Source organism: Gordonia sp. UCD-TK1 (genome assembly GCF_001691435.1).
Taxonomy (GTDB): domain Bacteria; phylum Actinomycetota; class Actinomycetes; order Mycobacteriales; family Mycobacteriaceae; genus Gordonia; species Gordonia hongkongensis.
The window spans coordinates 64,237-90,020 of record NZ_LZMP01000015.1 but is presented as its reverse complement, the minus strand read 5'-3'; the positions used below and the strand labels follow the sequence as shown (position 1 = coordinate 90,020).

The following is a 25,784-nucleotide window of genomic DNA, read 5'->3' as shown; positions in this document are numbered from 1 at the left end:
ACGCCCGGCACCAGCACCAAGCGCCCAGAGTCGTCGACCGTCACGCGGCATCATCTCCAGGCTGGGTGCATTAGATGCTCATATCATGCATCTATTGCAGGGTCGGTGTCAATCATCAAGTCGCTCAGCCCTGCTCGTATGACAGGTCCCTGCGCAAACTGCAGCTTCGATTCGGCGTTCGCACTCACAATAGACCGTCTGAACCCACATCAGAGCAGGTCAGGCGCCCAGACCGATAAGAATCTGAACGTTGCAAAGGAGGAGGGTTCGACTGCATCTGCTGCAACATTACTCTTTTGAAATGTCATAACATACGTTATCGGCACTTAACTGGCATGAGTAAAAACAGATGCGAGGCAACGTATTTGGGCGCAGACTAGCTCTAGAACAGGTAGTCGTGCTAGAACGTCCGCAAGATGCCATCGCGGTCTGCCGCGCTCCGGTAGTCGGCGAGTGAAAGGTTGGCAATGGCGAGGTTGTCTGCCACGCCAGACAGTAGCGCCGGGACTACCCGCAGGGTGTCGCCGAAGCTTGAGATTGCCAGTAGCGGATGCTCGTCATGGGTGAACGTTTCGTCGTCGGCTACGAAGGCGTAGGTGTTGTCGCTATCGACCAAGAGCTCTTCGAGGTCATCAGCGGAGAATCCATCGAATTGAGGGTCGTCGACGACCTCGAAGCTGGTATCGCCAGACAATCTGCCGACTTCCACAACGAGGTTCGCCCATGCATCGTCGTGCGCGTTCGATGCGACCCGAACCAAGAGATTCTGACTGTTTGGCGGCAGTGTAGGCATGGTCTGCAATCTACATTCCCTCGAAGTGGCTGAGCGGACTTATCGCCGCTGCACCAGCTACTCGTCCTACTTCAACACGTCCCATTACCAGTTGAATGATGCTGGGGGAGAACGACTCTCAGCGGTTGATGACGTAAGCTTGTTCGGTCACGAACCGAGGAGGCTCCGGTGGCGATGGCGGTGCAGGGCTGCACGAATGGTGCGGCCTGGCCCGAGCTCTTTGGCGATCGACATCTCGCCGACCATCAGCAATATAAGCCAACCGAGGACGGCCAGTGTCCAGCCTGCCCCGACGAAGCCGGCGGACGGCCACGAGCCAGCGGTGATCCGCCAGAGCGCGCAGAGGCCACCGATAACCACGCCGACGGGCAGCGTGGCCACGCCGACGAGTCCGATGATCCACTTGAACCGGGCGGGCGGCGGTGTAGGTCCGAGCTCGGGGTGCGGCTGCCAGCGCACCGCCCGAACAGGTTGTGTTGCGGCGTCGATGACTGCTGCCAAGCCAAATCTCGACCAATAGACGAGACCGCTCAGGAGCAGGATCTGCCACACGAATCCGGCCGCTACCGCTTGATTCATGCGTTCATTCCTCTCTCACGGTATGGCCACGCGATCGTGGCGTCTCAGTTTCGGTGGCGGTGCGGCCTGTCAGTCGCCGATGCGTGATGAGTACCGCGATTCGCAGCCAACTTCTCACGAAGGTCCGACAAGTCTGGCTGAATTAGTCAGGCAGTAGGTGCGATGCAGGGATGCCGAAGTGATCGGCCATTCGGTAGAGCGTTCCGATGGTGATGTTTTCGCGCCCGGCCTCGATCGCCGACAGGTGGGTTCGGTGCACGCCAACAGCTTTGGCCACCTCGGCCTGCGTCTGACCGCAGCTGGTTCGCGCGTCGCGCACACGCTTGCCCAGCTCCTGAAGTCTCTCCACGGTGTTGACTATATCCCACACGTATGTAGACTAAAACCATCACCGACGCCTACCGCGACAACCTGCTCGACCGCATCACCACACTCATCGCCGAGGCCGGCGCACGCCGCATCCCACCGGTTCGGGCGCTGGTCGCAGAAGCTGTTCAGCGGCAACTCAACGCGGCAGTCTGTCGGCCGCAGCTGCAACAATGACCCAAATTGAACGACACCGACCTACGAAAGGGGTCAGCCGTGTGGTCCTTCCTGTATTTCGCCGTCGCCTTGCAATTGGCCGGAGTCCTCGCCCTGGCTGTCGCCAACTCGGCATACCCACACCGTCGCCGAGGGGTGCGTCTGCTCGCGGCCGCGCTCCCGGCGGCCTCGACCGTCGCCCTTGTGACCGGCGCGGCCCTCACGATCGCCTCCGGCCAGTACCAGGCCGGCGACGTAACCCTGATCACTCTCATGGCGATCTTCTGCACCGTCGTCAACGTCTTGATCCTCGGGCTGTTCGGATTCTGGGCCGAGCTACGCCGCGCCCTTAGCAACCGCCGGCGGCCCTCCGGCCCGCCGGACATCGAATCCATCCCCTGACGGCAGACCTGACTCCATGACGGCAAGCTCAGCGGTGCCGACGCCGTTGCTTTACCCACTGTCGGCGACGGGGCGGCCGTGCCGCGGGGAATGTGTACCTGGCCGCTATCGCCGACCAGCTCGGTGCACAACTCGGAGCGGCCTACGCCGCACAGAACCAACCTCTCTGACCAAGATTCGGTGAAAGTAGTTCTGTCACACGTCCTTTCATTGTGACACGCCGGGGGCCCGCCCCCTCAACCCACGCTGCGCTCTGCGGGGTTGACCGGCCACCCTCACCGTGTCCCCAGAGTGGGACGCGACACCGGGTCGCGCAATCGGAAGGAGTCACCATGACCACTCGCACCGCCGCCCGCACCCAGTTCCTCACCGACATCTACGTCTGCGCTCTCGAAGGCGGCATCGGCTACTGGTCGACCTGCATCGAATACCGGTGGAGCACCACCCAACGCGCCGTCATCGAAGACCTCGAAGACGCAGTACACGAGATCACCCTCGACACGATCGCCCGCGGAATCAACGCCGTCGCCGACGGCTCGGTAGCGGTCTCCGACTACCTACGGAACCTCATCCGAGCGGCGAACCGCAGCAACGACGCCGGCGATGTCGACGCCATCGCCGCCGACGTCATCGCCCAAGCCGGCATCTACGGCGAGGTGATCTACGGATAACCCCTCGACGACGGCCGGGCACCCACGGTTCGAGCTGGGCGCCCGGTCCTCGAGGGGCGGAATCAGACCTGTTCAGCATCCTGTCCTGACACCAGGCCCGTCCGGCGTCATGTCGCCGGACCTCCCAAATGGGCGGCTAGTGGGGAAGCGAAGATCTGAGCTACCCGCGATCACCGCGGGTGCGGCGGTGTGCCCGCGCTCCGGACGCGAGATCGCCGACCGCAGTGGGTCACGATCCTGTCTGCCGGCTGCGCCGTCACCTGATCGGAGCGGCTACGCCGCACAGTGAAGCCCTTCGGGCTGAGTCGGTTTGCGTTGCCCTGCCGCATTCTCTTACCTCCAGTCGCGGCCAGCAAGGGCCGTGAAAAACTAATCCGCCCTACGGGTTTCAGGGCTGCGCCCCGGATGACTTTTTCACTGTGAACACCCTTGCCGCCCACTCCCTCCGGCAAAGAGATGGCCAGTGCAAACGCAAACCAGCACTCACAACGGGAGGGGTCACCATGGCCAGCGCCACCACCACCGCCTACCAGCTGTGCACCAGCTGCGCGGTCGCCGTCGCCTACACAGACCTGACCGCTCTCGGCACCGACAGCACCGCCAGGGTCCTGACCGTCATGGCCAAGACCGGCTACCTCGTGCCCGCCGACGACATCGACCCGCCTGGGCAATGGCCCTGCGAAGGATGCGGACTCGACCAACTCGGCCCGAGCCGCACATTCCACAACTAGCCGCACACCCCTCGAAAGGACACCCCACATGAACGCCTGGATCGCCACCAAAGACCCCGCCAAGGTCGACACCGCCGCCGACCTGATCGCCGAGCATGAGCCGAACCGCCTTACCGAGGCCGACGGTGACCGTGAGTTCGCTGTCTGGCTGTACGAAGTGGACCGAGTCATCCGCACACGAACCGAGGGATTCGGCCACCGCGACCTACCCGATTTCGGTTGGCGCGAGGCATACGACGACGACCTGTCCCCCACCGACGCCACCGCCGACGCGATCGCCCACTGGGAAGAGTTCGGCGACCTCTAGAAGGGCTTCCGCGTCGCAATCGGCACGCGGACAACAGAAAACCCGGCCAGTAAGAGGCTGGCCGGGGTTTCACCACCACAGTAAGGGAGAAACCCCATGACGAGCAACACCACCAACGAGGCCGTCACTGCGACGGGCGAGCTGCGCCACCTCAACCCGGCCGATCTGGTCATCGACACCAACATCCGCACCGAGGCCGAAGCGACCCTCACCGGCGAGTTTGTGGACTCGATCCGCGACGGCGTGCGTCAGCCGATCCTCGCTGTCGAGGTCGACGGTGAGGTCCGGGTGCGCGACGGGCAGCGCCGCACGCTGGCGGCGCGTAAGAACGCGCTCGCCACCGTGCCGGTGTACGTGATCCCAGTCGCCACCGACGCCGACGACAAAGCACTCACCATCGAGCGAATCGTGGAGCAGCTGGCCAGTTTCGAGCGCGAAGGACTCCGCACCCGCGATCGCGTGGCCGCGATCGAACAACTCGCCCTGGCCGGGATGTCGGCGACCAAGATCGCCAAGGCCACCCGCACGAAGAAGAAGGACGTCGACGACACCCTGGCGGTCGCGAAGTCCGCGACTGCTCTGGACCTGATCGAGCGGGGTGCAGGGCTGACGTTGGAGCAGTCCGCGACCGTCGCGGCCTACGACCACGACCCCGAGGCGCAACAGTGGCTACTCAACGCCGCGAGCACCGGACGGTTCGAGTACCAGGCCAAGGCCCTGGCCGATGCCGACGAGCGGCCCGCCCTGCTGGCCCAGGTCGCCGCCTACGCCGCCGAGGGGATCGCGGCTGTGACCCGCCAGCCCCTCTGCAACGAGACCATCAAGCTTGACCGTCTGCTGACCGCCGCCGGTAAGGCAGCGACCATCGAGGAGGTGCCGGTCGACCACCGCGTGGCCTACGTCTGGGCCGACGAGACCGAATCGTGGACCGACGCCGAGGGCAACGCGGTCGCCGAGGACACCATCGACTGGTCGCTCGACGACGACGTGTTCGACGACGATGTCGAACCGTCCGAGGGACTGCGTGACCCGCGCACCCTCACCCGCAACGTCACCCGCGAGGTCGAAACCACCTGGTACGTCCTGCGCAACGACGACCTCGGATTCACCGAGCGTCCCTACAGCTACAGCGCCCCCGGCAACACCAGCACCGCCGGCCTCAGCGACGACGAGAAGGAGGCCCAGAAGCAGGAACGCCGCCGCGTGCGGGTCCTCAACTCCGCCAGCCTCACCGCCCGCGAGGTGCGGCTCGAGAAGCTGACCACGTGGCTGGCCCGCAAGACCCTGCCCAAGGGCAGCGCCCCGATGGTCGCGAAGTTCATCGCGACGTCGATGCGCGCTCATCACGACATGTTCGGCGCGAACAGCATGCAGGGCAACGCCGCCGAAATCGCGGCGACGATCCTCGGCGGCGACCCCGCCGAACTGATCGAGCAGGCCACCACCGCCGACCGCGCCCAGATCGTCGGACTCGGCATCGCGCTCGCGTCCCGCGAAGCGCACATGTGGAAAGACGCCTGGCGCAACGTCAGTGACAGCCACTACCTCGGCAGCAACCAGGTCGCGGCTCGCGCCGACTACCTGCACTTCCTCGTCGAGGTGACCGGCTACACCCTCTCCGAGGTCGAGAAGGTCATCGCCGGGGACACCGACGCCGCCGACGTGCCGCTCGACTAGACCCACTACGCGGTGGGCCGCGACCCTTCACGGTCGCGGCCCACCGCCTGCCCTCCCCCACTCAGACCAGAACCCTCGAGGCGACACCGTGACCATCACCGGCGAACTATTCCCCCGCTGCGCCCTCCCCGGGTGCGCGAACCCCACCGACACCCAAGGCCACCCCTGCGGACGGTGCCGCCGCGACCTCGGAACCTTCCTGCGCCACAACCCCGGCGGCGAGCCGATGACCGCCGACGCCCAATCCGCCCGCGATCGCGACGTCGCCCTGGCCTACCGCGCCCAGGAGCAGATGCGTACGGCGGCCGCCGAGCAACGAGTCGCCATCCAGGCCGGTCACGCCGAGAAGCGTGGACAGATCTGCTGGCTGTGCGAGGAACGTCGGACTTGCATCCTCATCAACCAGCGCTGGGAATGCCGGACCTGCCGCGAAGTCGCCGGCTGACCGGCCTCATCGGAGCGACCTGGCGGCCGCACCGCGTTGTCCCGGCCCAGGGGCTTCGCTGCGCTACGCCCCCGACCCGGGAGAGATCCGACTCAGGTGGGTGGTCACCAATTGCGCGCGCACGTCGACCAAGTGTGACCGACGGGGACCCCCGAGCTGTCAACCCACACCAGGCGGCTACCGCCCGTTCTCCGCTGCGCTACGCCCGTGCGCTCCAACCACTTTCACTCGCTACGCTCCTACGACGAAAGTGGTCTCCGGCGCGCCTGCCTCTTCGGGGTTGACAGCCCACCCCCGCAGGTCAGCACAGGTCTTCGACGTCCGCCACACCGGCCCCGGACCACAACCGAGAGGACTCCTCATGGATTACATCGCCCACACCGTCCACACCGCCGAGGCACTAGGCAGCCCCGCCCACATCCTCTGGGCCGCCGCCGACCTCGCCGCCACCCAGCCCGAGGTCTCCGACCCCATCCACGAAGCCGGCCTCCGCATCATCGCCGCCGGCCACACCACAGCCCGACGGGGCAAGGCCGCCGTCGAGCTCGCCGCGATGATCGCGGCCGACCGCCACCCGACGCTGGCCGCCACGATCGACGGCACCGACTGGGCCAACTGGCAGCAAGTACTCACCGAGCCCTGGCCGATCCTCGTCGACGCCGCCGCCTTCGCCGCCAAGCTCGGCGGCCTCGAAACCCAGATCACCCCCGGGTACTGGATCGCCTAACCGGCAGCGGGCCGGGGTCGCCACCACGGCGGCCCCAGCCCGACCGTGCCAAACTCGACTACTCGACTACTCGACTACTCGACTACTCGACTACTCGACGGATCGGCCTGGCCGCACCTCACCATTCCTGGTGGCCGGCGACTCCGCTGCGCTCCGCACCGACCACCAGAGGAACAACCCCACTCAGGTGGGTGGTCACCATATTGCGCGCGCACGTCGACCAAGTGTGACCGACGGGGACCCCCGAGCTGTCAACCCACACCAGGCGGCTACCGCCCGTTCTCCGCTGCGCTACGCCCGTGCGCTCCAACCACTTTCACTCGCTACGCTCCTACGACGAAAGTGGTTTCCGGCGCGCCTGCCTCTTCGGGGTTGACAGCCCACCCCCGCCGGTCAGCACAGGTCTTCGACGTCCGCCACACCGGCCGGACCACAACCGAGAGGACCACATCATGATCGACGACACCGACCTCAAGTACCACCGCCAGGACAACACCACCGACCCCGATCCCCGAGCCCACTACATCGAGGAATCGGTCAAGGTCTACCTGATGCGCGACCCCGAGGGCCGCGACCGCTGGGTCATCGACCCCAGCACCCTCGACGGCTACCGCCTCGACTCCGACCTCGACTACCCAATGGGCGAGAACTGCGAATGCGCCGACCAGGCCGAATGCGAACGGGTCGCAGCCCGCATGGCCGCAGCCCACCTCCCCGACGGCCGCCAACTGCTAGCCATGCTCGCCGACACCCTCGGCTACACCCTCACCAAGCAGTAACCGGCCCCGATACCCGCCGCCCGAGCACCCCTCGGGCGGCGGGACCAGTCTCAACCGCACCAGAAGTCGTGCCCGGCCGAGCACGGGCCGCTAAGACCCGCACCGAAGTCCTGCCGGCTGCGCCGGCACCCATTCGGGCCGGTGGTCACCACAGCAGCGCGCACGTCGACCAAGCGTGACCGACCCGGGACCCGACCTGTCAACCCACACCCGCACGCTGCCGCGTGTTCTCCACTACGCTACGCCCACACGCTCCGACCAGCCCGGTAACCCGTACTCGCCACGCTCGCAACCGAACTGGCCTCCGGCGCACACGGGTTCTACGGGGTTGACAGCCCACCCCGCCCGGTCCCACCAACTCCGACGTTCGCAACCCTGCGAACCCAATCGAAGGAGTCACCATGGCCTGGACCATCACCAACATCAACGTCACCCCGGCGGCCCGCGAGATCATCCGAGCCACCAACATCCTCGACAGCGCCAGCCCAGACAACCCGCCGGCACTCATCGACATCGCCAACCTGCTCGACCTCAAAATGTCGGAGTGGGCGCTCGGACTCGCCGAACTACTCACCAACGGCCACGCCATCATCGTCGCCGACGACGATAACCGCGAATGCCTCATCCTCACCACCACCCCCATCTACGGCACGGCCTGACGGCCGTGCCGGGGGCCAGGCCCGCCCGCTGGAGCCTGGGCCCCCGGGGGGCTTGGAGTTCGTGCGGTGTTCTCTACGTGGCACGGCATTGAGTAATACCGCCAGCAGACGTGAAGTACGCAGACCGAGCCGATCAGATCGAAGGTAACGCCCGACTCATCAGCACCGAAATGTACCCGGGATAAAAAAGACCGACTACCAGAACTGACAACCCTCCTGCCCAGTCCCACGTCAGCCAATCCGTATAAAGTGCGAGGGAGCCAGCAAAGAATGGACCAAGTAGTGCAAATAGGGCGGCGTGGAGTGTCGACTTACGCAGATACCTAGTCGTTATATCAAGCGTCACCGGAGGGCTAGTCGATAAGTTGGAGTGCTGAATCGCAGCAGAAAGGTCGCGTCTTGGCCGGATCGAATAGAAGAAAGAAAATCCCACTACGACCGACACATCGACAATCCCGATGACGACCGCAACCGCTGTCGGCAGGGAGGGCCACACAACACCGAGGCTCTGCACGCTCGTCGATGCCAGAAGTAGCGTGACGATGAAGATCACAAACCGGACGAGCCGTGTTCCCAATTGAGCCAAGAACGGATCGTTCAGATTCATGGAGGGGTCGTTAGCCCACTTCACGACGTAGGAGGCCATCATCCAGGCCAATCCGCAAGTCAAAGCCACAGCGCCTACAGCCAACATTCCACTCGCAGGTGCGGCCTGTAACCACGCACGCTCACACGCCGCTGCTATCCGTTCGTCAGACGTACCGTACGGCTTGATGCCCGTAAGATGACTAAATAGATAACTGTCTAGGGCTAGCACAACAACACCCGCCGAGAATAGGGCTATTGTGTGTCCTTCATATTTGTTTTCCACATACAATACTGCGATTGTCGCGATCAGAAGGCCGGCGAGAACGGCTGCAAGAGATGAATTGGTTGCCGCAGAAGTAATGATACTCCATGGAACTTCTTCCGATACGCACGAAACATCAAGCGCCATTAACTCAGGTCCTCCCCGTCGCCGCACAAGGCAAGATTCCTAGATCCTATCTCGAATCTCGCGGTAGAGGTTCCAATCTTGTTTCGCGATGCTCAGTGCTGCCGCGACACCAAGCCCTCCCGGACCCGCGTCGCTCCCGCACAATCACCTTTACGTTGGAGTACGTCCGGGGCGGTCGCCTCGGACGCTCGTCCGCGGCTCGGGGCGTGGCTCGACAATCACCCGTTGCCCTTGGTGGCTTGGCGTGGAAGGTCACCCCGGGCCGTGACGGGTCGTTTCGGCCGCTGATTGAGATGTGTTCGCGAACGTGTCGCTGTGTAAAGGTGTGCCCGGCGAAACACCCTGACGAGCCAGACGTATACGGAAGGGGCAGTATGGACGAAACAGTCTGGGTAGGAATAGATGTCGGTCGACACGCGCACCACGCCGCCGCGGTTGATGAGGCGGGATCGGTGCTGTGGTCTCGGCGGCTCCCCAATGATCAGCCTGCGATTGAGGCGCTGGTCGATCGGGTCGCTGGTGTCGAGACGGTGGTGTGGGCGATCGACATGACCGCGCCCGAGTCAGCACTGCTGCGGGGCGTGCTGGCTGCCCAGCGCCAGCACGTCCGTTATGTGCCCGGCCGGGTCGTGCACAGCATGACCAGCGCGTTCGTGGGCGAGGGCAAGACCGATGCCCGCGACGCGGTAGTGATCGCCCAGACAGCCCGCCTACGTGGCGACCTCGCGATAGTCTCGGTGCCCGACGACGTCGCGATCGAACTCGATCTGTTGACCGGGCACCGCAGTGACCTGGTGACCGAGCGCACGCGAGGGATCAACCGCCTACGTGGCCTGCTGACCCGTATTTTCCCTGCCCTGGAACGGTGTTTCGATTACTCGACACTGACCGGTCTGGCGTTCCTCACCCGGTTCGCGACACCGTCGGCGATTGCTGTGGCCTCCGACGAGGAGATCTATGACCACTTACGAGGTCACGGCGTGCGCCGACCGACTATTCCGAAGATGATCAGCAAGGCGCGTGCCGCGGCGGCCGCGCAGACTGTCGCTTTGCCTGGCGAGGCAACCACGGCACTGCTGGTACAACAGTCGGCGGCTTCGCTGATCGCGCTCACGCGCCAGATCAACGACGTTGAGAAGCAGATAGCTGAGGTGTTCCATCGTCATCGCTTGGCACCGATTCTCGAATCCGTGCCTGGCATCGGAACCCGAAGTGGAGCTGAGCTCGTCGCGATCACCGGTGGTGATCCCGCCTCGTTTGGCTCGGCCGCCAAACTCGCCGCCTACGCCGGTCTTGCTCCAGTACCGCACCACTCCGGAAACCGGCGCGGCACCTTGCGTAGACCCCAGCGCTACCACCGAGGGCTGCGGAAGGTGTTCTTCATGGCCGCACTCAACAGCTCCCAGCGCGAGGGACCATCGCGCGAGTTTTACCGGCGCAAACGGGGCGAGAAGCGTTCCCACATCCACGCTCTCATCGCACTCGCTCGACGGCTCGTTGACGTTGTGTGGGCGTTGATCCGCGATAATCGGACCTGGCGTCCGTCTCCGGGCTCCGTTTCGGCAGTGTCCGAGCCAACAGCCGCCTAGAGGTCAGCGCCCGAGCCGGAGAACTTCAGACGCCGCTCGCATTCGGCTAATCGAAGGGCAAGCCGCGAGCGCGTGCCGCCCATCGCGAGCGCAGCTGGGCAACGAGTGCAGGTAGTTGCTCGGCGTCAATGCGCGATGCCGCCGTGCCCACACCTGGTGGGCGTCATCGGCGAGGATGTACCAATTTGGTCGCTTTACCAGCGCTCAATCTCCGCTTGAGGCGCTCGCTCTTGCCTGCCCTCATCGCACTTGTTCGGCGGCTGGTGGGTCTTTGCGCGGCCGCCATTGCGTGACGGTAGGTGGTCTACACCTGGTTTCTGCTCCGTTTCGGAATGGTTCTGGCTGGGGCGGTTTCGTTGTTCGGCCACCAGCTGGTTTTGCCCAGTAGTGTCGCGATAGCCGGCACGACGATGGTGCGCACTATGAAGGTGTCGAGCAGTAGTCCGATACCGATGATCAGTCCAACTTGGGTCATGATGGAGATCGAGCCAGCCATGAGGCCGAACATGCTAGCAGCGAAGATGAGGCCGGCCGAGGTGATGACCGATCCGGTGTTGGTGACGGTTCGTAGAACGCCGATTCGTATGTTGTTCTGGGATTCCTCGCGTAGGCGAGAGATGAGCAGCATGTTGTAGTCTGCGCCGACGGCGACGAGGACTATGAAAGCCAATAGCGGTACAGGCCAGGCGATCTCGGTTTTGAGGATGTGTTGGAAGATTAGGACGCCGATGCCCAGTGCCGCGGTGTAGTTAAGGACGACGGTTCCTAGGAGATACAGCGGTGCGATGAGTGCTCGGAGGAGAAGGATTAGGATCAGGCCGACGATGATGAGGGTTGCCAGTGCCAGGAGTCGAAAGTCGTCGGCGAGTAGGCGTTGCAGGTCGGCGTTGATGGCGGGGAATCCGGCGATTGCGATGTGGGAGTCCTCCAGGGTGGTGTTCGGTCTGGCGGCGTTTGCAACATCGGTGATGGTATTGGTCAGTTGTATGGCTTCGGTGCTGTAGGGGTCGAAGCTGGTTTGTATTGCGTAGCGCACGGTATGGCCGTCGGGCGAGACGAATTGGCGAGCGACATCGACAAAGCGGCGGTCTGCGTTGGCTTGAGGTGGCAGGTAGAAGCCGGTCGCGGAGTCTGTTCCGGCGGTTTCGCGGGCGGAGGTTTGGAGTTGCGTGGCTAGGGTGGCCATCCCGGCTAGTTGCTGAAGGTTGCTGTCGATCAGCGCGGACACGCCGTCGGCGAGTTGTCGTGATCCTGCGGCGAGCTGACTCACGCCAGTTTGGAGTTGAGTGATCTTAGCGGGCAGGTCTTGGTTGTTGATGGTGCTCAGGGTGGAGTCGAGGGAGTTGACGGTTGCGGTGAGTTGGTCGGTGACCGTCGTGAGGGGTGTGTCTAGTTGTGCGAGTTGTGTTGACAGGGTGGTGATCTGGTCGAGCAGTCCACTCCCTAGTGTGGCGTTGAGGTCGCGAATCTGTGCGCGCAGGTTTGCGCACTGGGGGACTTGGGCGCACCAGGGCGCTGAGTCGAGGAGGGGTAGGATTGAGGTCACTGTTGCCAGCGCCGCGGATGTTTGGCGGGTCAGGGCGGCAAGTTGTGGGGCGTTCTGTGAGGCGCGGTCGAGTGCGGGCGCGGACGCGGCGAGCTGGCGCAGGAGTGGTTGGTACTGCTGGATTTGTTGACCGGCGGTGCTTGCTTGGGTGAGGATACCGGCGAGTGGCGTCAGGTTGAGGCGTAGCTGGGTGTCGAGTTGGGCCAGCCCGTCGGCGAGCTGGTTGGCACCGGAGCGCAACTGCTCGAGGTCGCCTTTTCGTTGCTGGCCGTCTGCGACGGCGCCTGCCACCTGGTCCCCGATCTGACCGTTCTGCCACGACAGCTCGGCCTGTTCGAGTTTGTCACCGGTGGGACGGGTGACGCCGATGACGCGAGTCACCCCGGGAATTTGGGATACCCGCGAAGCCATCTGCTCGAGGTCGGCAAGTCCGCTGGCGGTGCGTAGGTCGATCGGCGCATCCACCACAAGAAACTCAGCAACCGTCACATCTGTGGGGAAATGGCGGTCAAGCAGCGCATATCCCTGGTTGCTGTCGGTCGTCGCGGGTTGGCCCTGTCGGTCGTCATAGGTGATGCGGATACCCATCGCGATCATGCTCAGCACGATCAGCCCCACCATCGTTATAGCGAGAAGGGGGACTGGGCGGCGGACGACAAGCACCGCCACGCGATTCCAGTACTTGCGCGTGAGGTCTCGTCGGGGGTTGCCCCAACCGAAGCGGGCTGCCCACTGCAGCACCGGCGGCAGCAAGGTGACAGTGGCGAGGAACCCGATGAGGATCGCGATCGCGCAGGCCGGACCCAAGGTGGAAAAGACGCTCAGTTCGCCGAACGCCATAGCCAGGAATGCCAGTGCCACCGTCGCCGCCGAGGCCAAGATGACCCGTCCGATCGTCGCTGTAGCGTCCACAAGAGCATCCGCGGTAGGCGCGCCTTGGCGCAACCGCTCGTGATAGCGGCTGATGAAAAAGACTGAGTAGTCCACCCCGGCCCCGAGCAGAATGACCGTCATGAACGCGACGGTGAACTGAGACACCGGCATTCCGAGCTCACCTAGTGCGGACAAGACGCCGCGGCCCACCCCAAGGCTGACACCAATCACCAGCAACGGCACCACTGCTGTGAACAGCGATCGGTACACCACCAGCAAGATCAGGGCGATCAGCGCGACTGTGGCCAAAGTGATCACGACCAGGTCGCTCTCGGCACTCACGATCTGATCACTGAACGTGGCTGCGGGTCCGGTGACATGAACCGCGGTACCAGTATCTTCAAACACCCGGCGTGCGGTTTCGCGGACGGTTTCCACCGCATGAGTCGCCGCCGGACCGCCCAGGGTCCCCGAGACCCCGACGGGCAAATACCAGGCCTTGCCATCCTCACTCAACGCCTGGCGGGCAGTGATCGGATCCGACAGCAAGTCACGAACCGATTGCACATCGTCAAAATTTTCACGGAGCTGTACGACCAACGCGTCGTATCGCTCTCGCGTGACCTCTGTAAGCCCATTCGGGTTCTCCATGGTCACGAAGACAGTGGTCTTAGCGCCCTTTTCCCCGAAAGCGCCACCCATTTGATCAAGAGCTTGAAAGGACGGAACCCCTGCAGGGATCGGATCTACCGATTGCTGCCGCACCACCGTCTCCAACTGAGGAAACAGCACCGCCAACACCACCCCGACAGCTATCCACACCCCGATGACCAGGGACGTGTGCGTCAAAGTGAACCGCGCGATTCGTCCCAACGTGGAGCTGTACTCGCTGCGCTCGACCAACGGCCGCCTCGCCAAGCGCTTGTCATCGGGACGATGGACCACCATACGCAGTACCTCACCAACTCATCTGGCCCACAGCGGAACCATCGGTAGCGCTACGCTACAAGTTGTAGCGTAAAAGTGGAAGGCGGTGAGGCTATGTAGGCGGGCGCCGCCTGTGCGCCGCAAGAAAGTCATCGACGAGGCGCTCGAGATCAGCGACATCCATCGCGCGAATCCCGGTGAGCTTGGCGAAGACCAGAGGGCCTGCCAGCTGAGTGATCGCCATGGTCAAGTCCGGATCGTCGAGTTCAGCGGCGGCCGCGCTACTTGTCAACACTCGATCGAAGGGTTCTCGGTACTGGTTGACTACGCGCATCCGCAACGGCGCCAGTGTGTTTGGTTCTTCGCCAGGTTGCTTGGGAACCATTGCCAACCAAGCCAGTGTGGTCAACTGCAACGGAGCCTGTTCGATGAGGGCAGCCTGGCGTTGCATCAATTTGACCAGGTCATCGCGAATCGATTGCGAGGTTTCAGGGTTGTCCACCTGAGGCAACAACCGCTCGAAGGCTGCTGCCACCAGGTCAGTGGTGCTCTCAAAATGTCGATACAGCGTGGTGCGGGCTACGCGAGATAGCCGGGTTACAGCCTCCACGGTGACCGCTTCGACCCCACCGCTGCTGAGCAGGGTCGCGGCGGCGTCCAACAACCGCGCCCGCGAGCGAACCCGCCTCGGGTCCACATCATCGATATCGGCGATCTCCACCCTTGCCCACTTCCCGCTCCAGACCAACAGCACAAACGATACCGTCGGTAACAGAACGAAACTGCGAGTGCTCGAACACCGAACGAGGACCGCAGAGAGGACCACCCAATGAGCTTCGATCAGCGGCTACCAGCGCACTCGCCATCATGTATGGGATGTGGCAGCGACAACCCCAGCGGACTCCAGCTCGAGGTATACAGGCATGACGACCACGTCTACGCTGATCTAACCTTCGACGAACGCCAATCAGGAGCACCCGGCCTAGCCCATGGCGGTGCCATCTCAGCAGCCTGCGACGACATCATGGGATTCACCCTGTGGATCGCCCGCACACCTGCAGTCACTCGAACACTCACCGTCGAGTACCGACACCCAGTGCCACTGCACACACCCGTGCACCTCGTCGCCACGGTCGTCGATGACACCGCTCGGGCACTCTCCATCAAAGCGGTCGGCACAGTAGGCGAGACAGCGTATTTCACCGCGAACGCCGTGTTCGTAAAAGTTGATTTAAGTCACTTTCAGAACCACGGAGACCCGGACGCCGCCACAGACCTGACGGCGCTCATCGAAATTCCCCAGTGATGCTCATCTGAATTCCCCACCCGTGTGGCACCGCCAGAGTAGGCGGGCCTCCCGTGATGCTGATGGTCTCTGACCACTCACCAACTATCTCGGGAGGCCCGCTTTCATGTTGACACGGGAGAACGATGTGGAAGTACATGCACTACACAAACGGGGGTGGACGATCTCGGCGATCGCCCGCCACACCGGGCACGACAGGAAAACCATTCGCGCCTACCTCAACGGTGAGCGCAGCCCGGGCGAGCGTAAGAAGTCGGCGGCGGATCCGTTCGAGCCGTTCCTGGCCTACGTCACCGCGCGTCTGGTTGAGGACCCACATCTGTGGTCACGGACGTTGTGCGACGAACTCGAGGACCTCGGCTACACCCAGTCCTATCCGACATTGACCCGCCAGATCCGGCAACGTGGCCTGCGTCCGACATGTGAGGCGTGCGCCCTGGTGACGGAGCGGGCGAACGCGGTCATCGAGCATCCGCCGGGTGAGGAGACGCAATGGGATTGGGTGGAGTTACCGAACCCGCCGGACGAATGGGGTTGGGGTTCAACAGCATTCCTGCTTGTCGGGTCGTTGGCGCATTCCGGCAAATGGCGGGGCTACCTGGCGCCGGATATGACTCGCCCGCAGGTGATCGCCGGGATCGACCGCATCACCCGCCGACTCGGCGGGGTCACCAAGTCGTGGCGATTTGACCGGATGGCGACGGTTTGCCACCCGTCGACCGGCGCGTTGACCGCCGAGTTCGCTGGCGTGGCCAAGTATTACGGGGTCTCGGTCGATGTGTGCCCACCTCGCAGAGGCAATCGCAAGGGTGTGGTGGAGAAGTCCAATCACACTGCTGCACAACGCTGGTGGCGCACCCTTCCCGACGAGACGACACCCGAACAAGCGCAAACCAGCTGCGACACCTTCTGCCGCACCCGCTCGGATGCACGGATGCGCCCGACCTCTGATGGTCGGGCGAGTGTGATCACGGTGGCCGCTCGCGAACCGCTCAGCGCCCCACCAGCGGCTCCGTATCCGGCCACGCTCACCGAGATGCGCACGGTATCGCGCCAGGCGCTGGTGGCGTGGCGCGGCAACCAGTACTCGGTGCCGCCGGAGGTGGCGATGAGTGAAGTCACCGTGAGCGAGCGGCTCGGGGACGGACACATCGACATCGCCACCGATTCGGGCATCGTGATCGCGCGGCACCGCCTCGCCACGCCCGGGTCGGGCGCCCAAGTGCGTGATCACGGGCATGTCGTCGCGCTGGAGACCCTGGCCAAAGCCGGCGCCTCCAGCAGCCGTCGGCCGCATCGCCGCAAAGAACGTATCCCACCCGGCCAGGCCGCCCGAGACGCCGCAAACACACTGCGCCACAACACAACCAACACCGACGATACCGGCCCGCAGGCATCGATCATCGACATGAGCGTGTACGAACGCGCCGCACAGAACAGGACCCACCTCCCATGACCACCAACACCAACACCGACACCGACAATGCTGGGCTGGACTCTTCGAATAGTGTTGGGCCACAGTCACAATCAGCGATCTCGGTCTACCAGCAACTACGCGGACATCTCGCCGTCCTCAAACTCGACGCCGCAGCCGAAGCCCTGCCCCAAGTCTTGGCGGCCGCCAGCGAGCACGAGTGGTCGATGACCCAGACTCTCGAGCACCTGCTGGGCATCGAGGTCGATGCCACCGAAGCCCGACGGCTTGCCGGGCGGTTGCGGTTCGCGTGCCTGCCCACCCCGGCCACGTTGGACGGCTTCGACTACGACGCCGCGCCCGGCGTGGACCGGGCGCTGATCCGCGAACTCGGGACGTGTGCCTACCTCGAATCGTCGACGAACGTGCTGCTCATCGGCCCGCCGGGTACGGGCAAGACGCATCTGGCGGTCGGGCTTGCGAACGCCGCGGTCCACGCCGGCTATCGCACCTATGTGACCACCGCCGCCGACCTGGCCGCACGCTGCCACAAAGCCGCGATCGAAGGACGTTGGGCCACCTGCATGCGATTCTTCGCCGGACCCACCTTGCTCGTCATCGACGAGCTCGGCTACCTCCCATTGCCGGCCGAAGCCGCTTCAGCCTTGTTTCAGGTTGTGGCGCAACGATATTTGAAAACATCCATCGTCATCACCACCAACAGGTCCGTCGCCGAATGGGGCGAAGTGCTCGGTGACACCACCGTCGCCGCAGCCATGCTCGACCGGCTGCTGCATCGCTCCGTCGTGCTCAAACTCGACGGCGACTCCTACCGGCTTCGTGACCATCACGCCCGCACCCACAGCCAGCGCACCGCCACCGCACCCACCAGAAGGTCGCTACAGTAGAAACCGCCCACGGGTGGGGAATTTCAGTGAGCACACCTGGGGAACTTTCTTGAGCCTCGTCAGACCTGATTACTCGATTCCTTCAAGCCGACTAGAAGGCCGTAACCGCGCCTGCATCTGGTGTTGCCCGAGACAGCAAGGCTGCATCAAACCCTGAGGGCGAGACGTATCTAACCCATTCGCAGCGTCTTACCACCCTCCCCGTGAACCGAGCGCTTAGCTTGTCCTAGCCGGGGTCGATGTTGCGTTCTCGCATTGAGATCCCCGACTGCCCCGTGCGTCCGGTGTGGTCGCGTCGAGCCTCACTGCTGGCTGTACGGCAGTACGGCACGAGACTGCCGGCTACGCCGACACCTGATCGGAAGCGGCTACGCCGCGCTGTGAAAAGCGTGGTCCCGGATCGCTTTGCACCTCCGAGCCTATGACTTCCAGCCCCCGCCACCAAGGCGCGAAATTCTTTTCGCCGCAAGCGGTTGCAGGGCGCAAGCGCCCCGAAAACAATGTCGCTTCCCTCCTTGGTGTCGGTGACCTCCAGTCAGAGTCCTCCGGTAGCAAAGCGATCCCGCACACTCAAAGGAGCGACCATGCACCGCACACTCACCACCGAAGCCCTCATCGCCGCGATCCCCGGCCTGCTCGGATTCGTCCCCGCCGAGTCGATCGTCGTCATCGGCGCCGAGCTGGCTGTCACCGCCCGCCACAATATTGCCGAGACCGCCGTTGCTGCCGGGATCATCGCCGAAGCTCTGCGCACCAACAACATCCCCTCTGCCTCCGTCGTCGCGATCTCCGAGAACATCGAGGTTGCAGACGCAGCGGCCGGCACGATGGGCGACACCCTCGTTCGCTACGGCATCGAGACCGACCACCGTATCCTTATCGCCCGTTGTGACCAGCCCGCCGTCTACCACGACCTGATCGCCGGGGAGATGGGCGTCAGCGGCGACTACCGCGACAGCTTCGCCAGCGCCGCCCGAGTAGCCGCAGGGGCACCCATCGTCGCGACCCGCGACGCCGTGCGCGACACCCTGGCCACCACCGAGCCCATCACCACCGACGGCGTCGAGCTGCAACCCGACCTTGCCGCCAAGGCCGTCGTGTCGGCCATGGTGCACTGGCCCACCGAGGTGCCGCGTGAGTTGTCCGCCCAGGTCGCCGCCATGATCGGCGGGCACCCCGTCTATCGGGATGCGTTTCTGCGCACCGCCGCCTACGACCCGCGCTCTGCCGCCGCAGTGTTCACCGAACTCGCCCGCCCGCTCCGAGGCCGGGACCGTGCGAACGTGCTCACCCTCGCCGCCGCCTGCCACTACATCAGCGGCAACGGCGCTATGGCCGGAATCATCTTCGACCACATCGCCGAAACCGACGTGCTGCCCAGCCTCGCGAAGCTGCTCAACCAGTCGCTACAGGCAGGGACGCACCCCGACCGCCTGGCCGGCATGATCCCCGCCGCCGAGACCGTCGACGAACTGTTCGGCGGGCACTTCCCCACCCCCAACGACGTGTAGCGCGGTGGGTCGGAGGCTCAGGTCAGAGGATCTGAGCCTCCACCCCCGGCGGCATCGCCTGCCGCCACCACAGATCGGTTCGCGGCGCGTCAGGACCCGACACCGCCCGGCCCTCGGCGACCGCTTCCACCTCAGACACCAGCGGCACCCACAGATCAGCCAACGCGCGCTCCACCTCAGACATACCCACCACGGTAACGGCCACCACAGCCGAACGGCTACGCCGAACAGCCCTGTTGCGCCGAGCTGGCGCCCGGCGACCTACGCGGACCGGCCTTCGGCCGGACTCGGTATCTGTGTCCGGCTGCGCCGGACACGACGGGGGTTTGTTGCCCCCTTCCATTCTCGTACCTCTGGTCGGCCCGGCGACAAGGGCCGCGAAAAACTGGCCCGCCCTACGGGTTTCAGGGCTGCGCCCCGGACAACTTTTGTCGCTGTGAACACCCTTGCACCGACCTCCCGCCGGCGACGAGATGGCAGGTGTCAAACAAACCAGCCGCCCGCAGAGAGGAACCCCGATGGCCCGCCAGACCCGCAACGGCACCCAGCGCGACGTCTTCACCCGCGCCAGCCGCGCCCACCAGAACCGCCACCTCATCCGCGCCGCCAAGCGCCAAGCCAACCGCCAGGACCGCGCCGCCGCCCGCCGCGACCTCCACACCCACTGACCGACCCGACACCCAAGGAGCACACGCCATGACCACCACCCTCACCTCACCCGACACCTACAGCCCCGCAGTCGTGCCCGCCGACTACGTCGCCACCCGAGCCGGCTTCCTCTGGACCGCCGCGAACCTCGCCGCCGACACCCGCCGCCGCACCGGTCACCGCATGCTCCTCGACGTCGACCTCCTCGCCTGGACCCTCGACACCCTCACCGAGCACCACCCCCGCCGCGAACGAACGATCGTCGCGACCTACCCCGCCGTCTGTGCCGCAGCACGACGAGCCGCCGCCGCCACCAACCGCCACCTCACACCGGCACTGCACGGCCCCGCCGGCGCCTGGATGAGCTGGCAGCAAACCGTCATCGCCCACGCCCGCGCCGACCACCGCCACCCCGGCCCGCAGCTGTGGGAGATCTTCGCCCGCGCCGCCACCGACGCCAGCCAACCCGGCGACATCACCGAGGGACTGATCCCCGGCCGCTGGCCCGACATCGACCGCCACCGCCCCCACCACGCCCACTAACCAACCCTCGTCACCCATCCACCACACAGCCCGGAAAGGCACCCCATGACCACCATCGACATCACCCACACCGCCGCCGACGGCACCCTCGCCGACGGCATGATCCGAGGAGACGGCACCTACGAGATACTGCGCGCGAACGGGTTTCGCTGGTTCCGCTCCCTGGGCATGATGGGGATCCAGTCCAGCCGCGACCGCCAACCCAACGAGCACAAGATCACCCGCGCGGCCCGCGCCCTCGAGGAGGCCGGCCACACCGTCACCGTCGCCATCGACCGCACCCACCGCGACCCCGCCCTAGCCGAGGCCGACCGCGCCGCCCGCCAGGCCGACCGGGTCGCCGCACTCGAGAACAAGGCCGACCGCCGCGCCGCCGACGCCGAGGCCGCGTGGACCGCTGAGCAGCGCGCAACGGCCGCACTGCCCCCCGGAGGGGAGCCGGTCAAGGTTGGGCATCACAGCGAGGGCCGGCACCGCCGCGCCATCGACCGCGCCCACAACGCACTCGGCCAAGCTGTCGCCGCCGAGCAGGCCAGCACCCATGCCGCGCGCAGAGCCGAGACCGCCACGCACACCACCGCCCACCGCTACAGCCCGACCACGGTCGCCAACCGGATCCGCAAACTCGAAGCCGAGCAGCGCGCCGATCAACGCACCCTCGACGGACACACCCGAACGCTGTTCACCGACGGCAGAGGCGTCAAACACACCGAGAAGACCACCGCCGCGACCGGCGAGTACCGCGAACGCATTATCGCCCGCATGGCCGAACGCGCCGCGAACATCACCTACTGGCAAGGCATCCGCACCGCCCAGATCGCCGCCGGCACCGCCGGCGACTACAGCCCCGACACCATCAACACCGGCGACCTGGTGAAAATCCGCCACCACGGCTGGACGCCAGTCCTGCGCACCAACGCCAAGACCGTCAGCATCGAGACGCCGGCACCCTACGGTGGCCGCCTGATCCGCCACACCGTGCCCTACCCCGAACTCCAAGGCCACCGCCCCGCCGACGCCGCCACCGAGAACTCCGGGGACGTGGCAACGGCGTAGCCCAGCAACCGGACCGACCCCGCGACAGCGGGGCGGGTCCGGCGCTTCGGGCATCGAGCCCGAAACACCGCAGGCGCTACGCGCCCTGCCCAGCTACCGCGGCTCCCGGCATCCCGAATGGCACTTCGGCACCCAATCACGCACAACACACCCAGGGGTTGTTAGCGTGACGGGCGCGAACCTGCGTTGCTACACAACAACAGTTCGCTCTCACAGGATCGGAGGGGAGAGCGGCAGGCCCCCGCCATGCAGCCCTCTCCCCTCTGTCCTCGGCCCGGCGTGAAAGTGCCACCGCCCAAACGACACTGACCCACCGGCCGCTGTGAGCGAGCCTCACCTCCCGGGGCTTTGCCTGGCCTGCCGAATTGTCATGGCGCCCAACCGGACCGCGTCAACTGCGCTCCGGCAACAACTCGCCACGCGCTCTGCCTCGCTCCCGCTCGGCGCCACTTATTTCGCGGCGAGTTCTCCCCTGCACTCCATTGACCCACCCCGCCCGGGCGAATGGGCGGCAGGTATCAGGAAAAGCACCACCACCAGACACCCTAAGAACACGCTTTGAACAGGCCAAAGCTGTTGCACCACAACGTAATCCGCGATACAATTAAAGTCAGAGTAAACCCCTCGCGACGACACCAGAGAAGAGAGCCCACCATGAGCGAGAACACGATCACCGTCTACACCAAACCCGCGTGCGTGCAGTGCCACGCCACCTACAAGGCTCTCGACAAGCAGGGACTCGACTATCGGGTGGTCGACATCAGCACCGACGAGGCCGCTCGCGACTACGTGATGAGCCTGGGCTACTTGCAGGCCCCTGTTGTGGTCGCCGGCGACGCCCACTGGTCGGGTTTCCGTCCGGATCGGATCAAGGCACTCAACTCCGCGGCCGCATGACCTGGAAAGGAACCGGGACGATGGGAACCACCGACTACGCGCAGCGTGCCGTGGCCTACTGGGCCAGATCCGAACGCGCTTACGCCGAGGGCGATCCCCGCTACGGCGACGAGCTCGCCGAGCTGGCCGCCCAATGCGAACGGTGGGCACACGAAGACCTCACCGGCGTCCGCAGCGACGTCGCCTAACCACCGACACGACAAGGAGACAGCAGGTGATCGCCATGGCCGACAAACCCGAGGTCGCACCCTCTGATGTGCCGCAACCGCCGGCCACCGCGATCGAACCGTTGCCCGAGCTGGAGACTGTTGCCAGCGGTGACGACCTCACCCTCACCGGTGCTGTCGGTGAGGATGCCGCCGAGTTCGACAACACTCTCGCCCTGGAGCTGGACATGCTCACGGCATTGTTGTGGGCGCCGCCGGCCCGAGCCCGCCAGGTCGTCGAGGCGTTGATCGGGTCTCGCGCCGACCGTGACGCCGGCACCACAAGCGCCGTGCTGCCCGCTGGCAGTGTGATCTGCCTCAGTGCGGTGCATCAGGACGTATTCGACACCGTGGTGACGTTGCTCGACGAAGGCAGCCCCGCGACACCTGTTCTGGTCAATGCGCGCTTTGCCGATCGAGGACTGACCACCCGCACTCGCAGCGTCATGCTCGAGATCGCTTCCCCGCGGCACGGCCGCCCCGTCGCCGACAGTGCCGATCTGCCCTATCTGGCCGCCGCCCTCGTCGACGGCTGGTACCGCCGCGGCTACCGCGCACTACTGGCCCGCATGACCCAAGTGACCGCCGAGCGCCCCACCGCTGAACTTGCCGGCCACTGGGCCGCCCTCACCGGCCACCAGCAGACCGCCGAAACCCGGTGGCTGGCCATCCGCGACGCCCTTGCTCGTATCTGACGTACTGCCCACCGCAGAAGGAGAGAGAACACCTATGGAGTTGACAGCCACCATCCTCATTGTGATCGGGGCAGTCGCGATCCTCGCCTCAGTAATCCCGCGGCAGCGCGTTGACCACTTCCGGCCTCGCCACCGCGAGAGCGCCGCGGCCGCTGTCGCCCGTGCCCGGCAACTCCAACGGGTCGCGATGGCCTTGGCCGCGATCACCGTCGTCTGCGGTGCCACCGCAGTGGCCCTCAACAACGGAAATACCTCGACGTGGGTGTGTGGCGCGGTGGTGCTCGTTGCAGGAGCGGTCCAATGCTTCTTCATTGCGCGGGTTCGCATCCCCGAAGTTCAACACCTTCGCGACCTCGGCTTCGACAACGGAAAAGACACGCCGTGACGACTGACGACGACCCCGACGCCCAGGACCGCGAAGTCGGCGACCTCGCCGCCGACATGCGCGAGCATGGCCGCAGCTGGGGCGACATCGCCCACGACCTCGCCCTGCCCGAGGTCACTGTCCGGCGCGCCGCGGAGCAGGCACACCAACGCGCCGCCGAGCTCGCCGCCCGCGACCAAATCGCCCTGTTCTGACACACCCCGCTGGTACAGAAGGTCAATCATGACGACGCTGAAAGTTTCAGTTGCGCTCCTGCTCATGCTCCTCGCGCTGGTGTGTGCGATAGGGGGGTATCTTCTGCATCGAACCGGGCGTGACGCGCGAGGTCTGATGGGAGCCGCGATCGGTATCGCTGTCCTCGCGCTCGTGTTCACGGCGATCCTCACCGCCGCCACCTAGCGAGTTGTGGCGATGATTGACTCCCGGTGGATCACCCGCTGGCCGGATTTGTTCGCCGGCCTCACCGACACTCAGGTCCGCGGTGTCGTGCAGGCGATCGACAACAACGTCCTCGAGGGGTGGGACCCGCAACGAGAGGACATCGAGTTTCTGACCCGCGACGCGTGCGGTGAGTTCACCGAAGCCGAGGTGATTGCTGAGGCGGTCGCGATGGCCAAGCGCGCGGCCGACTCATTGAGCGGTCAGCCGTGATCGGATGGAGCGGCATCACTGACGGTGGTGCCGCTGTTGTCTTCGCTCGCAACCCCATCGGCTGGTAGGGGCCGCGGCGACAACAGTTGATGAATGCGCTGGCGACTGACTCCGAGGATCGCGGCGACATCACCGAAACTCTCGGCGACCGCACGGTCGAGCAAGGTGTGGGCGACTTCGCGCCGCACAGCCTGTGCATGGTTCTGGGCGCGCTCGGCTGCCCGATCGGCATTGTCCACTCGCGCGAGCATGTCGCTGATCTCGGCCGGCCACTCGACCGTGACCCGCCCACCGAAGGTCGTTTCCAGGTAGGCCGGAACCGAACGCAAACGCAGCGGCGGTGATTCGTCCTGTCCGTCGTTCCAGGTCAGAACCCACCGGTCGAGAGCTGCAACGGGCACCGCCCGCACAGGTGTGGTCGAGATGGGCACGAGGACCACGCTACCAGCCGGTGTCAATAGCCTATTGACGGTTTGTTGGTGGCGTCTCTACACTGCGCTCACGGACAGTCATGCAATCCTGAGGGTGAAACCGAGGTCACAGCAGCACCATGTGCAGGGTGGTTTCGGGGAACCGTTCGGGGGTCGCAGGGCATCTCACTGGTCGACGTCTCTCGAGGTAGGCGACGACTGGAAGGTGACAGCGGAGCATGGCTGCCGACAAGGACGGCCCGGCGATTACCGGGGGCCTATTCGACCTGTTCGACGACGAGGGAGAGTCTGATGAGCGCGGTGGACGTGCTGAGGGATCAGCTGCGGGAGCAGAGTCCGGCGTTGTCGGACAGCGAGATTCAGGATCGGTTGGACAGGTTGCGGACGCAGCTGGCCGACATGATCGAGACCCAGGCGCAGCTACTGATCGAGCAATGGCGGGACGCGAACCCGGGGCAGGACCCGGAGTTCGAGGACCAGCGCCGGTTGCAGAATCAGGCCCGGATGATCGCGAACGAGGTCCTCAGCGCCCAACTCCAGGAGGCGCTGACCGATCCGGATCCGCAGGACGAGACTCCGGCCGAGAATCAGCCGGCGACGCCGCGGCCGGGCAGCGCGGTGCATCAGTGGATGCACGAGAATCTGTGGGTGGAAGCGAGTCGGGACTCCGATCAGTTGGCCGAGAAGCTGTGGGCGGACAAGCCGCCCGCGTGGGTGGTCCGAGCAGCCAGCCTGATCGAGGCACGCTCGATCGACGGACTGGTCCTGCCGACCCAGCTGGAAGATCCAGCAGCACGCGAAGTCGAGGCCGCCGTCGAGGCCGACCTCGCGAAGAGTCTCAGCTAAGCCTTTTCGACTCCGCGACAGAGGATTTCCGCCAGCCGACCGATCCCGCTGCCGTCGATCCCG

The 25,784-nt window shown here is 65.0% G+C and carries 33 protein-coding genes; 25 read left to right on the top strand and 8 right to left on the bottom strand.

The window, feature by feature from the left end:
• Positions 1–400: 400 nt before the first annotated feature.
• From A9310_RS10865 to A9310_RS10855, 3 genes are all read right to left on the bottom strand, one after another.
• A complete protein-coding gene (locus A9310_RS10865; RefSeq protein WP_139104589.1) occupies positions 401–793 on the bottom strand; it encodes a hypothetical protein in 393 nt (130 codons plus the stop codon).
• A gap of 147 nt (positions 794–940) precedes the next feature.
• A complete protein-coding gene (locus A9310_RS10860) occupies positions 941–1,372 on the bottom strand; it encodes a hypothetical protein (RefSeq protein ID WP_139104588.1) in 432 nt (143 codons plus the stop codon).
• 142 nt (positions 1,373–1,514) lie between these two features.
• Positions 1,515–1,721 (bottom strand): helix-turn-helix transcriptional regulator, encoded by a 207-nt coding sequence (locus A9310_RS10855; protein ID WP_254661231.1) that lies wholly within the window; start codon positions 1,719–1,721, stop codon positions 1,515–1,517.
• Positions 1,722–1,954: 233 nt separating this feature from the next.
• Between A9310_RS10855 and A9310_RS10850 the strand changes: the two genes are divergently transcribed.
• From A9310_RS10850 to A9310_RS10810, 9 genes are all read left to right on the top strand, one after another.
• On the top strand, positions 1,955–2,296 hold the full coding sequence (locus A9310_RS10850) for a hypothetical protein (RefSeq protein ID WP_065630620.1): 342 nt from the start codon (positions 1,955–1,957) through the stop codon (positions 2,294–2,296).
• A 332-nt stretch (positions 2,297–2,628) separates the two neighbouring features.
• Positions 2,629–2,967, top strand: a complete 339-nt coding sequence (locus A9310_RS10845) for a hypothetical protein (RefSeq protein WP_065630619.1) — start codon at positions 2,629–2,631, stop codon at positions 2,965–2,967.
• A gap of 503 nt (positions 2,968–3,470) precedes the next feature.
• The gene (locus A9310_RS10840; protein WP_065630618.1) at positions 3,471–3,698 is read left to right on the top strand and encodes a hypothetical protein; all 228 of its coding nucleotides are present in this window, start codon (positions 3,471–3,473) and stop codon (positions 3,696–3,698) included.
• Positions 3,699–3,726: 28 nt separating this feature from the next.
• Positions 3,727–4,005 (top strand): hypothetical protein, encoded by a 279-nt coding sequence (locus tag A9310_RS10835; protein ID WP_065630617.1) that lies wholly within the window; start codon positions 3,727–3,729, stop codon positions 4,003–4,005.
• 96 nt (positions 4,006–4,101) lie between these two features.
• Positions 4,102–5,682, top strand: coding sequence for a ParB/RepB/Spo0J family partition protein (locus A9310_RS10830; RefSeq protein WP_065630616.1), 1,581 nt, complete (start codon positions 4,102–4,104; stop codon positions 5,680–5,682).
• Between the two features lie 88 nt (positions 5,683–5,770).
• A complete protein-coding gene (locus tag A9310_RS10825) occupies positions 5,771–6,127 on the top strand; it encodes a hypothetical protein (RefSeq protein ID WP_065630615.1) in 357 nt (118 codons plus the stop codon).
• Between the two features lie 361 nt (positions 6,128–6,488).
• Positions 6,489–6,854 (top strand): hypothetical protein, encoded by a 366-nt coding sequence (locus tag A9310_RS10820; protein ID WP_065630614.1) that lies wholly within the window; start codon positions 6,489–6,491, stop codon positions 6,852–6,854.
• Positions 6,855–7,306: 452 nt separating this feature from the next.
• Positions 7,307–7,633, top strand: a complete 327-nt coding sequence (locus tag A9310_RS10815) for a hypothetical protein (RefSeq protein ID WP_065630613.1) — start codon at positions 7,307–7,309, stop codon at positions 7,631–7,633.
• A gap of 401 nt (positions 7,634–8,034) precedes the next feature.
• Positions 8,035–8,292: a hypothetical protein gene (locus A9310_RS10810; RefSeq protein ID WP_065630612.1), complete on the top strand. Its 258-nt coding sequence runs from the start codon at positions 8,035–8,037 to the stop codon at positions 8,290–8,292.
• Between the two features lie 133 nt (positions 8,293–8,425).
• On the opposite strand, the gene A9310_RS25585 is transcribed toward A9310_RS10810, so the two are convergent.
• A complete protein-coding gene (locus A9310_RS25585; RefSeq protein ID WP_139104587.1) occupies positions 8,426–9,289 on the bottom strand; it encodes a hypothetical protein in 864 nt (287 codons plus the stop codon).
• 374 nt (positions 9,290–9,663) lie between these two features.
• Here A9310_RS25585 and A9310_RS10805 point away from each other — a divergent pair, with 374 nt between their 5' ends.
• On the top strand, positions 9,664–10,878 hold the full coding sequence (locus tag A9310_RS10805) for an IS110 family transposase (protein ID WP_065630611.1): 1,215 nt from the start codon (positions 9,664–9,666) through the stop codon (positions 10,876–10,878).
• Between the two features lie 304 nt (positions 10,879–11,182).
• On the opposite strand, the gene A9310_RS10800 is transcribed toward A9310_RS10805, so the two are convergent.
• Both A9310_RS10800 and A9310_RS10795 read right to left on the bottom strand, forming a co-directional pair.
• Positions 11,183–14,245 carry an RND family transporter gene (locus A9310_RS10800; protein ID WP_065630610.1) on the bottom strand — a complete coding sequence of 1,021 codons (3,063 nt, stop codon included), beginning with the start codon at positions 14,243–14,245 and terminating at the stop codon, positions 11,183–11,185.
• Between the two features lie 91 nt (positions 14,246–14,336).
• Complete coding sequence (locus A9310_RS10795; RefSeq protein ID WP_065630631.1) at positions 14,337–14,945, bottom strand: TetR/AcrR family transcriptional regulator; 609 nt, start codon at positions 14,943–14,945, stop codon at positions 14,337–14,339.
• A gap of 108 nt (positions 14,946–15,053) precedes the next feature.
• Between A9310_RS10795 and A9310_RS10790 the strand changes: the two genes are divergently transcribed.
• The 4 genes from A9310_RS10790 to A9310_RS10775 all read left to right on the top strand — a co-directional run bounded on the left by A9310_RS10790 (position 15,054) and on the right by A9310_RS10775 (position 19,363).
• Positions 15,054–15,530: a PaaI family thioesterase gene (locus tag A9310_RS10790; RefSeq protein WP_065630609.1), complete on the top strand. Its 477-nt coding sequence runs from the start codon at positions 15,054–15,056 to the stop codon at positions 15,528–15,530.
• 106 nt (positions 15,531–15,636) lie between these two features.
• The gene (locus tag A9310_RS10785) at positions 15,637–16,986 is read left to right on the top strand and encodes a DDE-type integrase/transposase/recombinase (protein ID WP_005202509.1); all 1,350 of its coding nucleotides are present in this window, start codon (positions 15,637–15,639) and stop codon (positions 16,984–16,986) included.
• Positions 16,983–17,852: an IS21-like element helper ATPase IstB gene (gene istB / locus A9310_RS10780; RefSeq protein WP_005202502.1), complete on the top strand. Its 870-nt coding sequence runs from the start codon at positions 16,983–16,985 to the stop codon at positions 17,850–17,852. The genes A9310_RS10785 and istB overlap by 4 nt, the downstream gene beginning before the upstream one ends.
• A 584-nt stretch (positions 17,853–18,436) precedes the next feature.
• Positions 18,437–19,363, top strand: a complete 927-nt coding sequence (locus A9310_RS10775) for a DUF4192 domain-containing protein (protein ID WP_065630608.1) — start codon at positions 18,437–18,439, stop codon at positions 19,361–19,363.
• Positions 19,364–19,385: 22 nt separating this feature from the next.
• Here A9310_RS10775 and A9310_RS25885 read toward each other — a convergent pair whose 3' ends face one another.
• Complete coding sequence (locus A9310_RS25885; RefSeq protein ID WP_175401120.1) at positions 19,386–19,547, bottom strand: hypothetical protein; 162 nt, start codon at positions 19,545–19,547, stop codon at positions 19,386–19,388.
• A gap of 289 nt (positions 19,548–19,836) precedes the next feature.
• Here A9310_RS25885 and A9310_RS25580 point away from each other — a divergent pair, with 289 nt between their 5' ends.
• From A9310_RS25580 to A9310_RS10730, 10 genes are all read left to right on the top strand, one after another.
• On the top strand, positions 19,837–20,031 hold the full coding sequence (locus A9310_RS25580) for a hypothetical protein (protein ID WP_139104586.1): 195 nt from the start codon (positions 19,837–19,839) through the stop codon (positions 20,029–20,031).
• Positions 20,032–20,059: 28 nt separating this feature from the next.
• Positions 20,060–20,554, top strand: a complete 495-nt coding sequence (locus A9310_RS10765) for a hypothetical protein (RefSeq protein WP_065630606.1) — start codon at positions 20,060–20,062, stop codon at positions 20,552–20,554.
• Positions 20,555–20,599: 45 nt separating this feature from the next.
• Positions 20,600–21,610 carry a DUF3560 domain-containing protein gene (locus tag A9310_RS10760; protein WP_065630605.1) on the top strand — a complete coding sequence of 337 codons (1,011 nt, stop codon included), beginning with the start codon at positions 20,600–20,602 and terminating at the stop codon, positions 21,608–21,610.
• 654 nt (positions 21,611–22,264) lie between these two features.
• Complete coding sequence (gene nrdH, locus A9310_RS10755) at positions 22,265–22,507, top strand: glutaredoxin-like protein NrdH (protein ID WP_065630604.1); 243 nt, start codon at positions 22,265–22,267, stop codon at positions 22,505–22,507.
• 20 nt (positions 22,508–22,527) lie between these two features.
• Entirely contained in the window at positions 22,528–22,695 is a 168-nt protein-coding gene (locus tag A9310_RS25880; RefSeq protein ID WP_175401119.1) for a hypothetical protein, read from the top strand.
• Between the two features lie 26 nt (positions 22,696–22,721).
• Positions 22,722–23,408 carry a hypothetical protein gene (locus tag A9310_RS10745; protein WP_065630602.1) on the top strand — a complete coding sequence of 229 codons (687 nt, stop codon included), beginning with the start codon at positions 22,722–22,724 and terminating at the stop codon, positions 23,406–23,408.
• A gap of 34 nt (positions 23,409–23,442) precedes the next feature.
• The gene (locus tag A9310_RS10740; RefSeq protein ID WP_065630601.1) at positions 23,443–23,793 is read left to right on the top strand and encodes a hypothetical protein; all 351 of its coding nucleotides are present in this window, start codon (positions 23,443–23,445) and stop codon (positions 23,791–23,793) included.
• Complete coding sequence (locus tag A9310_RS10735) at positions 23,790–23,987, top strand: hypothetical protein (RefSeq protein WP_065630600.1); 198 nt, start codon at positions 23,790–23,792, stop codon at positions 23,985–23,987. Before A9310_RS10740 ends, A9310_RS10735 begins: the two co-directional genes overlap by 4 nt.
• A 28-nt stretch (positions 23,988–24,015) precedes the next feature.
• The gene (locus A9310_RS25875) at positions 24,016–24,192 is read left to right on the top strand and encodes a hypothetical protein (RefSeq protein ID WP_175401118.1); all 177 of its coding nucleotides are present in this window, start codon (positions 24,016–24,018) and stop codon (positions 24,190–24,192) included.
• A gap of 12 nt (positions 24,193–24,204) precedes the next feature.
• Positions 24,205–24,444: a hypothetical protein gene (locus A9310_RS10730; protein ID WP_065630630.1), complete on the top strand. Its 240-nt coding sequence runs from the start codon at positions 24,205–24,207 to the stop codon at positions 24,442–24,444.
• On the opposite strand, the gene A9310_RS10725 is transcribed toward A9310_RS10730, so the two are convergent.
• Positions 24,435–24,875: a hypothetical protein gene (locus A9310_RS10725; protein ID WP_139104585.1), complete on the bottom strand. Its 441-nt coding sequence runs from the start codon at positions 24,873–24,875 to the stop codon at positions 24,435–24,437. The genes A9310_RS10730 and A9310_RS10725 overlap by 10 nt on opposite strands.
• A 291-nt stretch (positions 24,876–25,166) precedes the next feature.
• On the opposite strand from A9310_RS10725, the gene A9310_RS10720 reads away from it, so the two are divergent.
• A complete protein-coding gene (locus A9310_RS10720; RefSeq protein WP_065630598.1) occupies positions 25,167–25,721 on the top strand; it encodes a hypothetical protein in 555 nt (184 codons plus the stop codon).
• Positions 25,722–25,784 lie beyond the last annotated feature (63 nt).

Bases quoted from the DNA above. Each gene is read 5' to 3' on its own strand.
- A9310_RS10865 (WP_139104589.1), bottom strand. From the start codon at position 793: ATGCCTACACTGCCGCCAAACAGTCAGAATCTCTTGGTTCGGGTCGCA.
- A9310_RS10860 (WP_139104588.1), bottom strand. From the start codon at position 1,372: ATGAATCAAGCGGTAGCGGCCGGATTCGTGTGGCAGATCCTGCTCCTG.
- A9310_RS10845 (WP_065630619.1), top strand. From the start codon at position 2,629: ATGACCACTCGCACCGCCGCCCGCACCCAGTTCCTCACCGACATCTAC.
- A9310_RS10840 (WP_065630618.1), top strand. From the start codon at position 3,471: ATGGCCAGCGCCACCACCACCGCCTACCAGCTGTGCACCAGCTGCGCG.
- A9310_RS10835 (WP_065630617.1), top strand. From the start codon at position 3,727: ATGAACGCCTGGATCGCCACCAAAGACCCCGCCAAGGTCGACACCGCC.
- A9310_RS10830 (WP_065630616.1), top strand. From the start codon at position 4,102: ATGACGAGCAACACCACCAACGAGGCCGTCACTGCGACGGGCGAGCTG.
- A9310_RS10820 (WP_065630614.1), top strand. From the start codon at position 6,489: ATGGATTACATCGCCCACACCGTCCACACCGCCGAGGCACTAGGCAGC.
- A9310_RS10815 (WP_065630613.1), top strand. From the start codon at position 7,307: ATGATCGACGACACCGACCTCAAGTACCACCGCCAGGACAACACCACC.
- A9310_RS10810 (WP_065630612.1), top strand. From the start codon at position 8,035: ATGGCCTGGACCATCACCAACATCAACGTCACCCCGGCGGCCCGCGAG.
- A9310_RS25585 (WP_139104587.1), bottom strand. From the start codon at position 9,289: ATGGCGCTTGATGTTTCGTGCGTATCGGAAGAAGTTCCATGGAGTATC.
- A9310_RS10805 (WP_065630611.1), top strand. From the start codon at position 9,664: ATGGACGAAACAGTCTGGGTAGGAATAGATGTCGGTCGACACGCGCAC.
- A9310_RS10800 (WP_065630610.1), bottom strand. From the start codon at position 14,245: ATGGTGGTCCATCGTCCCGATGACAAGCGCTTGGCGAGGCGGCCGTTG.
- A9310_RS10790 (WP_065630609.1), top strand. From the start codon at position 15,054: ATGAGCTTCGATCAGCGGCTACCAGCGCACTCGCCATCATGTATGGGA.
- A9310_RS10785 (WP_005202509.1), top strand. From the start codon at position 15,637: ATGTTGACACGGGAGAACGATGTGGAAGTACATGCACTACACAAACGG.
- istB (WP_005202502.1), top strand. From the start codon at position 16,983: ATGACCACCAACACCAACACCGACACCGACAATGCTGGGCTGGACTCT.
- A9310_RS10775 (WP_065630608.1), top strand. From the start codon at position 18,437: ATGCACCGCACACTCACCACCGAAGCCCTCATCGCCGCGATCCCCGGC.
- A9310_RS25885 (WP_175401120.1), bottom strand. From the start codon at position 19,547: ATGTCTGAGGTGGAGCGCGCGTTGGCTGATCTGTGGGTGCCGCTGGTG.
- A9310_RS25580 (WP_139104586.1), top strand. From the start codon at position 19,837: ATGGCAGGTGTCAAACAAACCAGCCGCCCGCAGAGAGGAACCCCGATG.
- A9310_RS10765 (WP_065630606.1), top strand. From the start codon at position 20,060: ATGACCACCACCCTCACCTCACCCGACACCTACAGCCCCGCAGTCGTG.
- A9310_RS10760 (WP_065630605.1), top strand. From the start codon at position 20,600: ATGACCACCATCGACATCACCCACACCGCCGCCGACGGCACCCTCGCC.
- nrdH (WP_065630604.1), top strand. From the start codon at position 22,265: ATGAGCGAGAACACGATCACCGTCTACACCAAACCCGCGTGCGTGCAG.
- A9310_RS25880 (WP_175401119.1), top strand. From the start codon at position 22,528: ATGGGAACCACCGACTACGCGCAGCGTGCCGTGGCCTACTGGGCCAGA.
- A9310_RS10740 (WP_065630601.1), top strand. From the start codon at position 23,443: ATGGAGTTGACAGCCACCATCCTCATTGTGATCGGGGCAGTCGCGATC.
- A9310_RS25875 (WP_175401118.1), top strand. From the start codon at position 24,016: ATGACGACGCTGAAAGTTTCAGTTGCGCTCCTGCTCATGCTCCTCGCG.
- A9310_RS10730 (WP_065630630.1), top strand. From the start codon at position 24,205: ATGATTGACTCCCGGTGGATCACCCGCTGGCCGGATTTGTTCGCCGGC.
- A9310_RS10720 (WP_065630598.1), top strand. From the start codon at position 25,167: ATGAGCGCGGTGGACGTGCTGAGGGATCAGCTGCGGGAGCAGAGTCCG.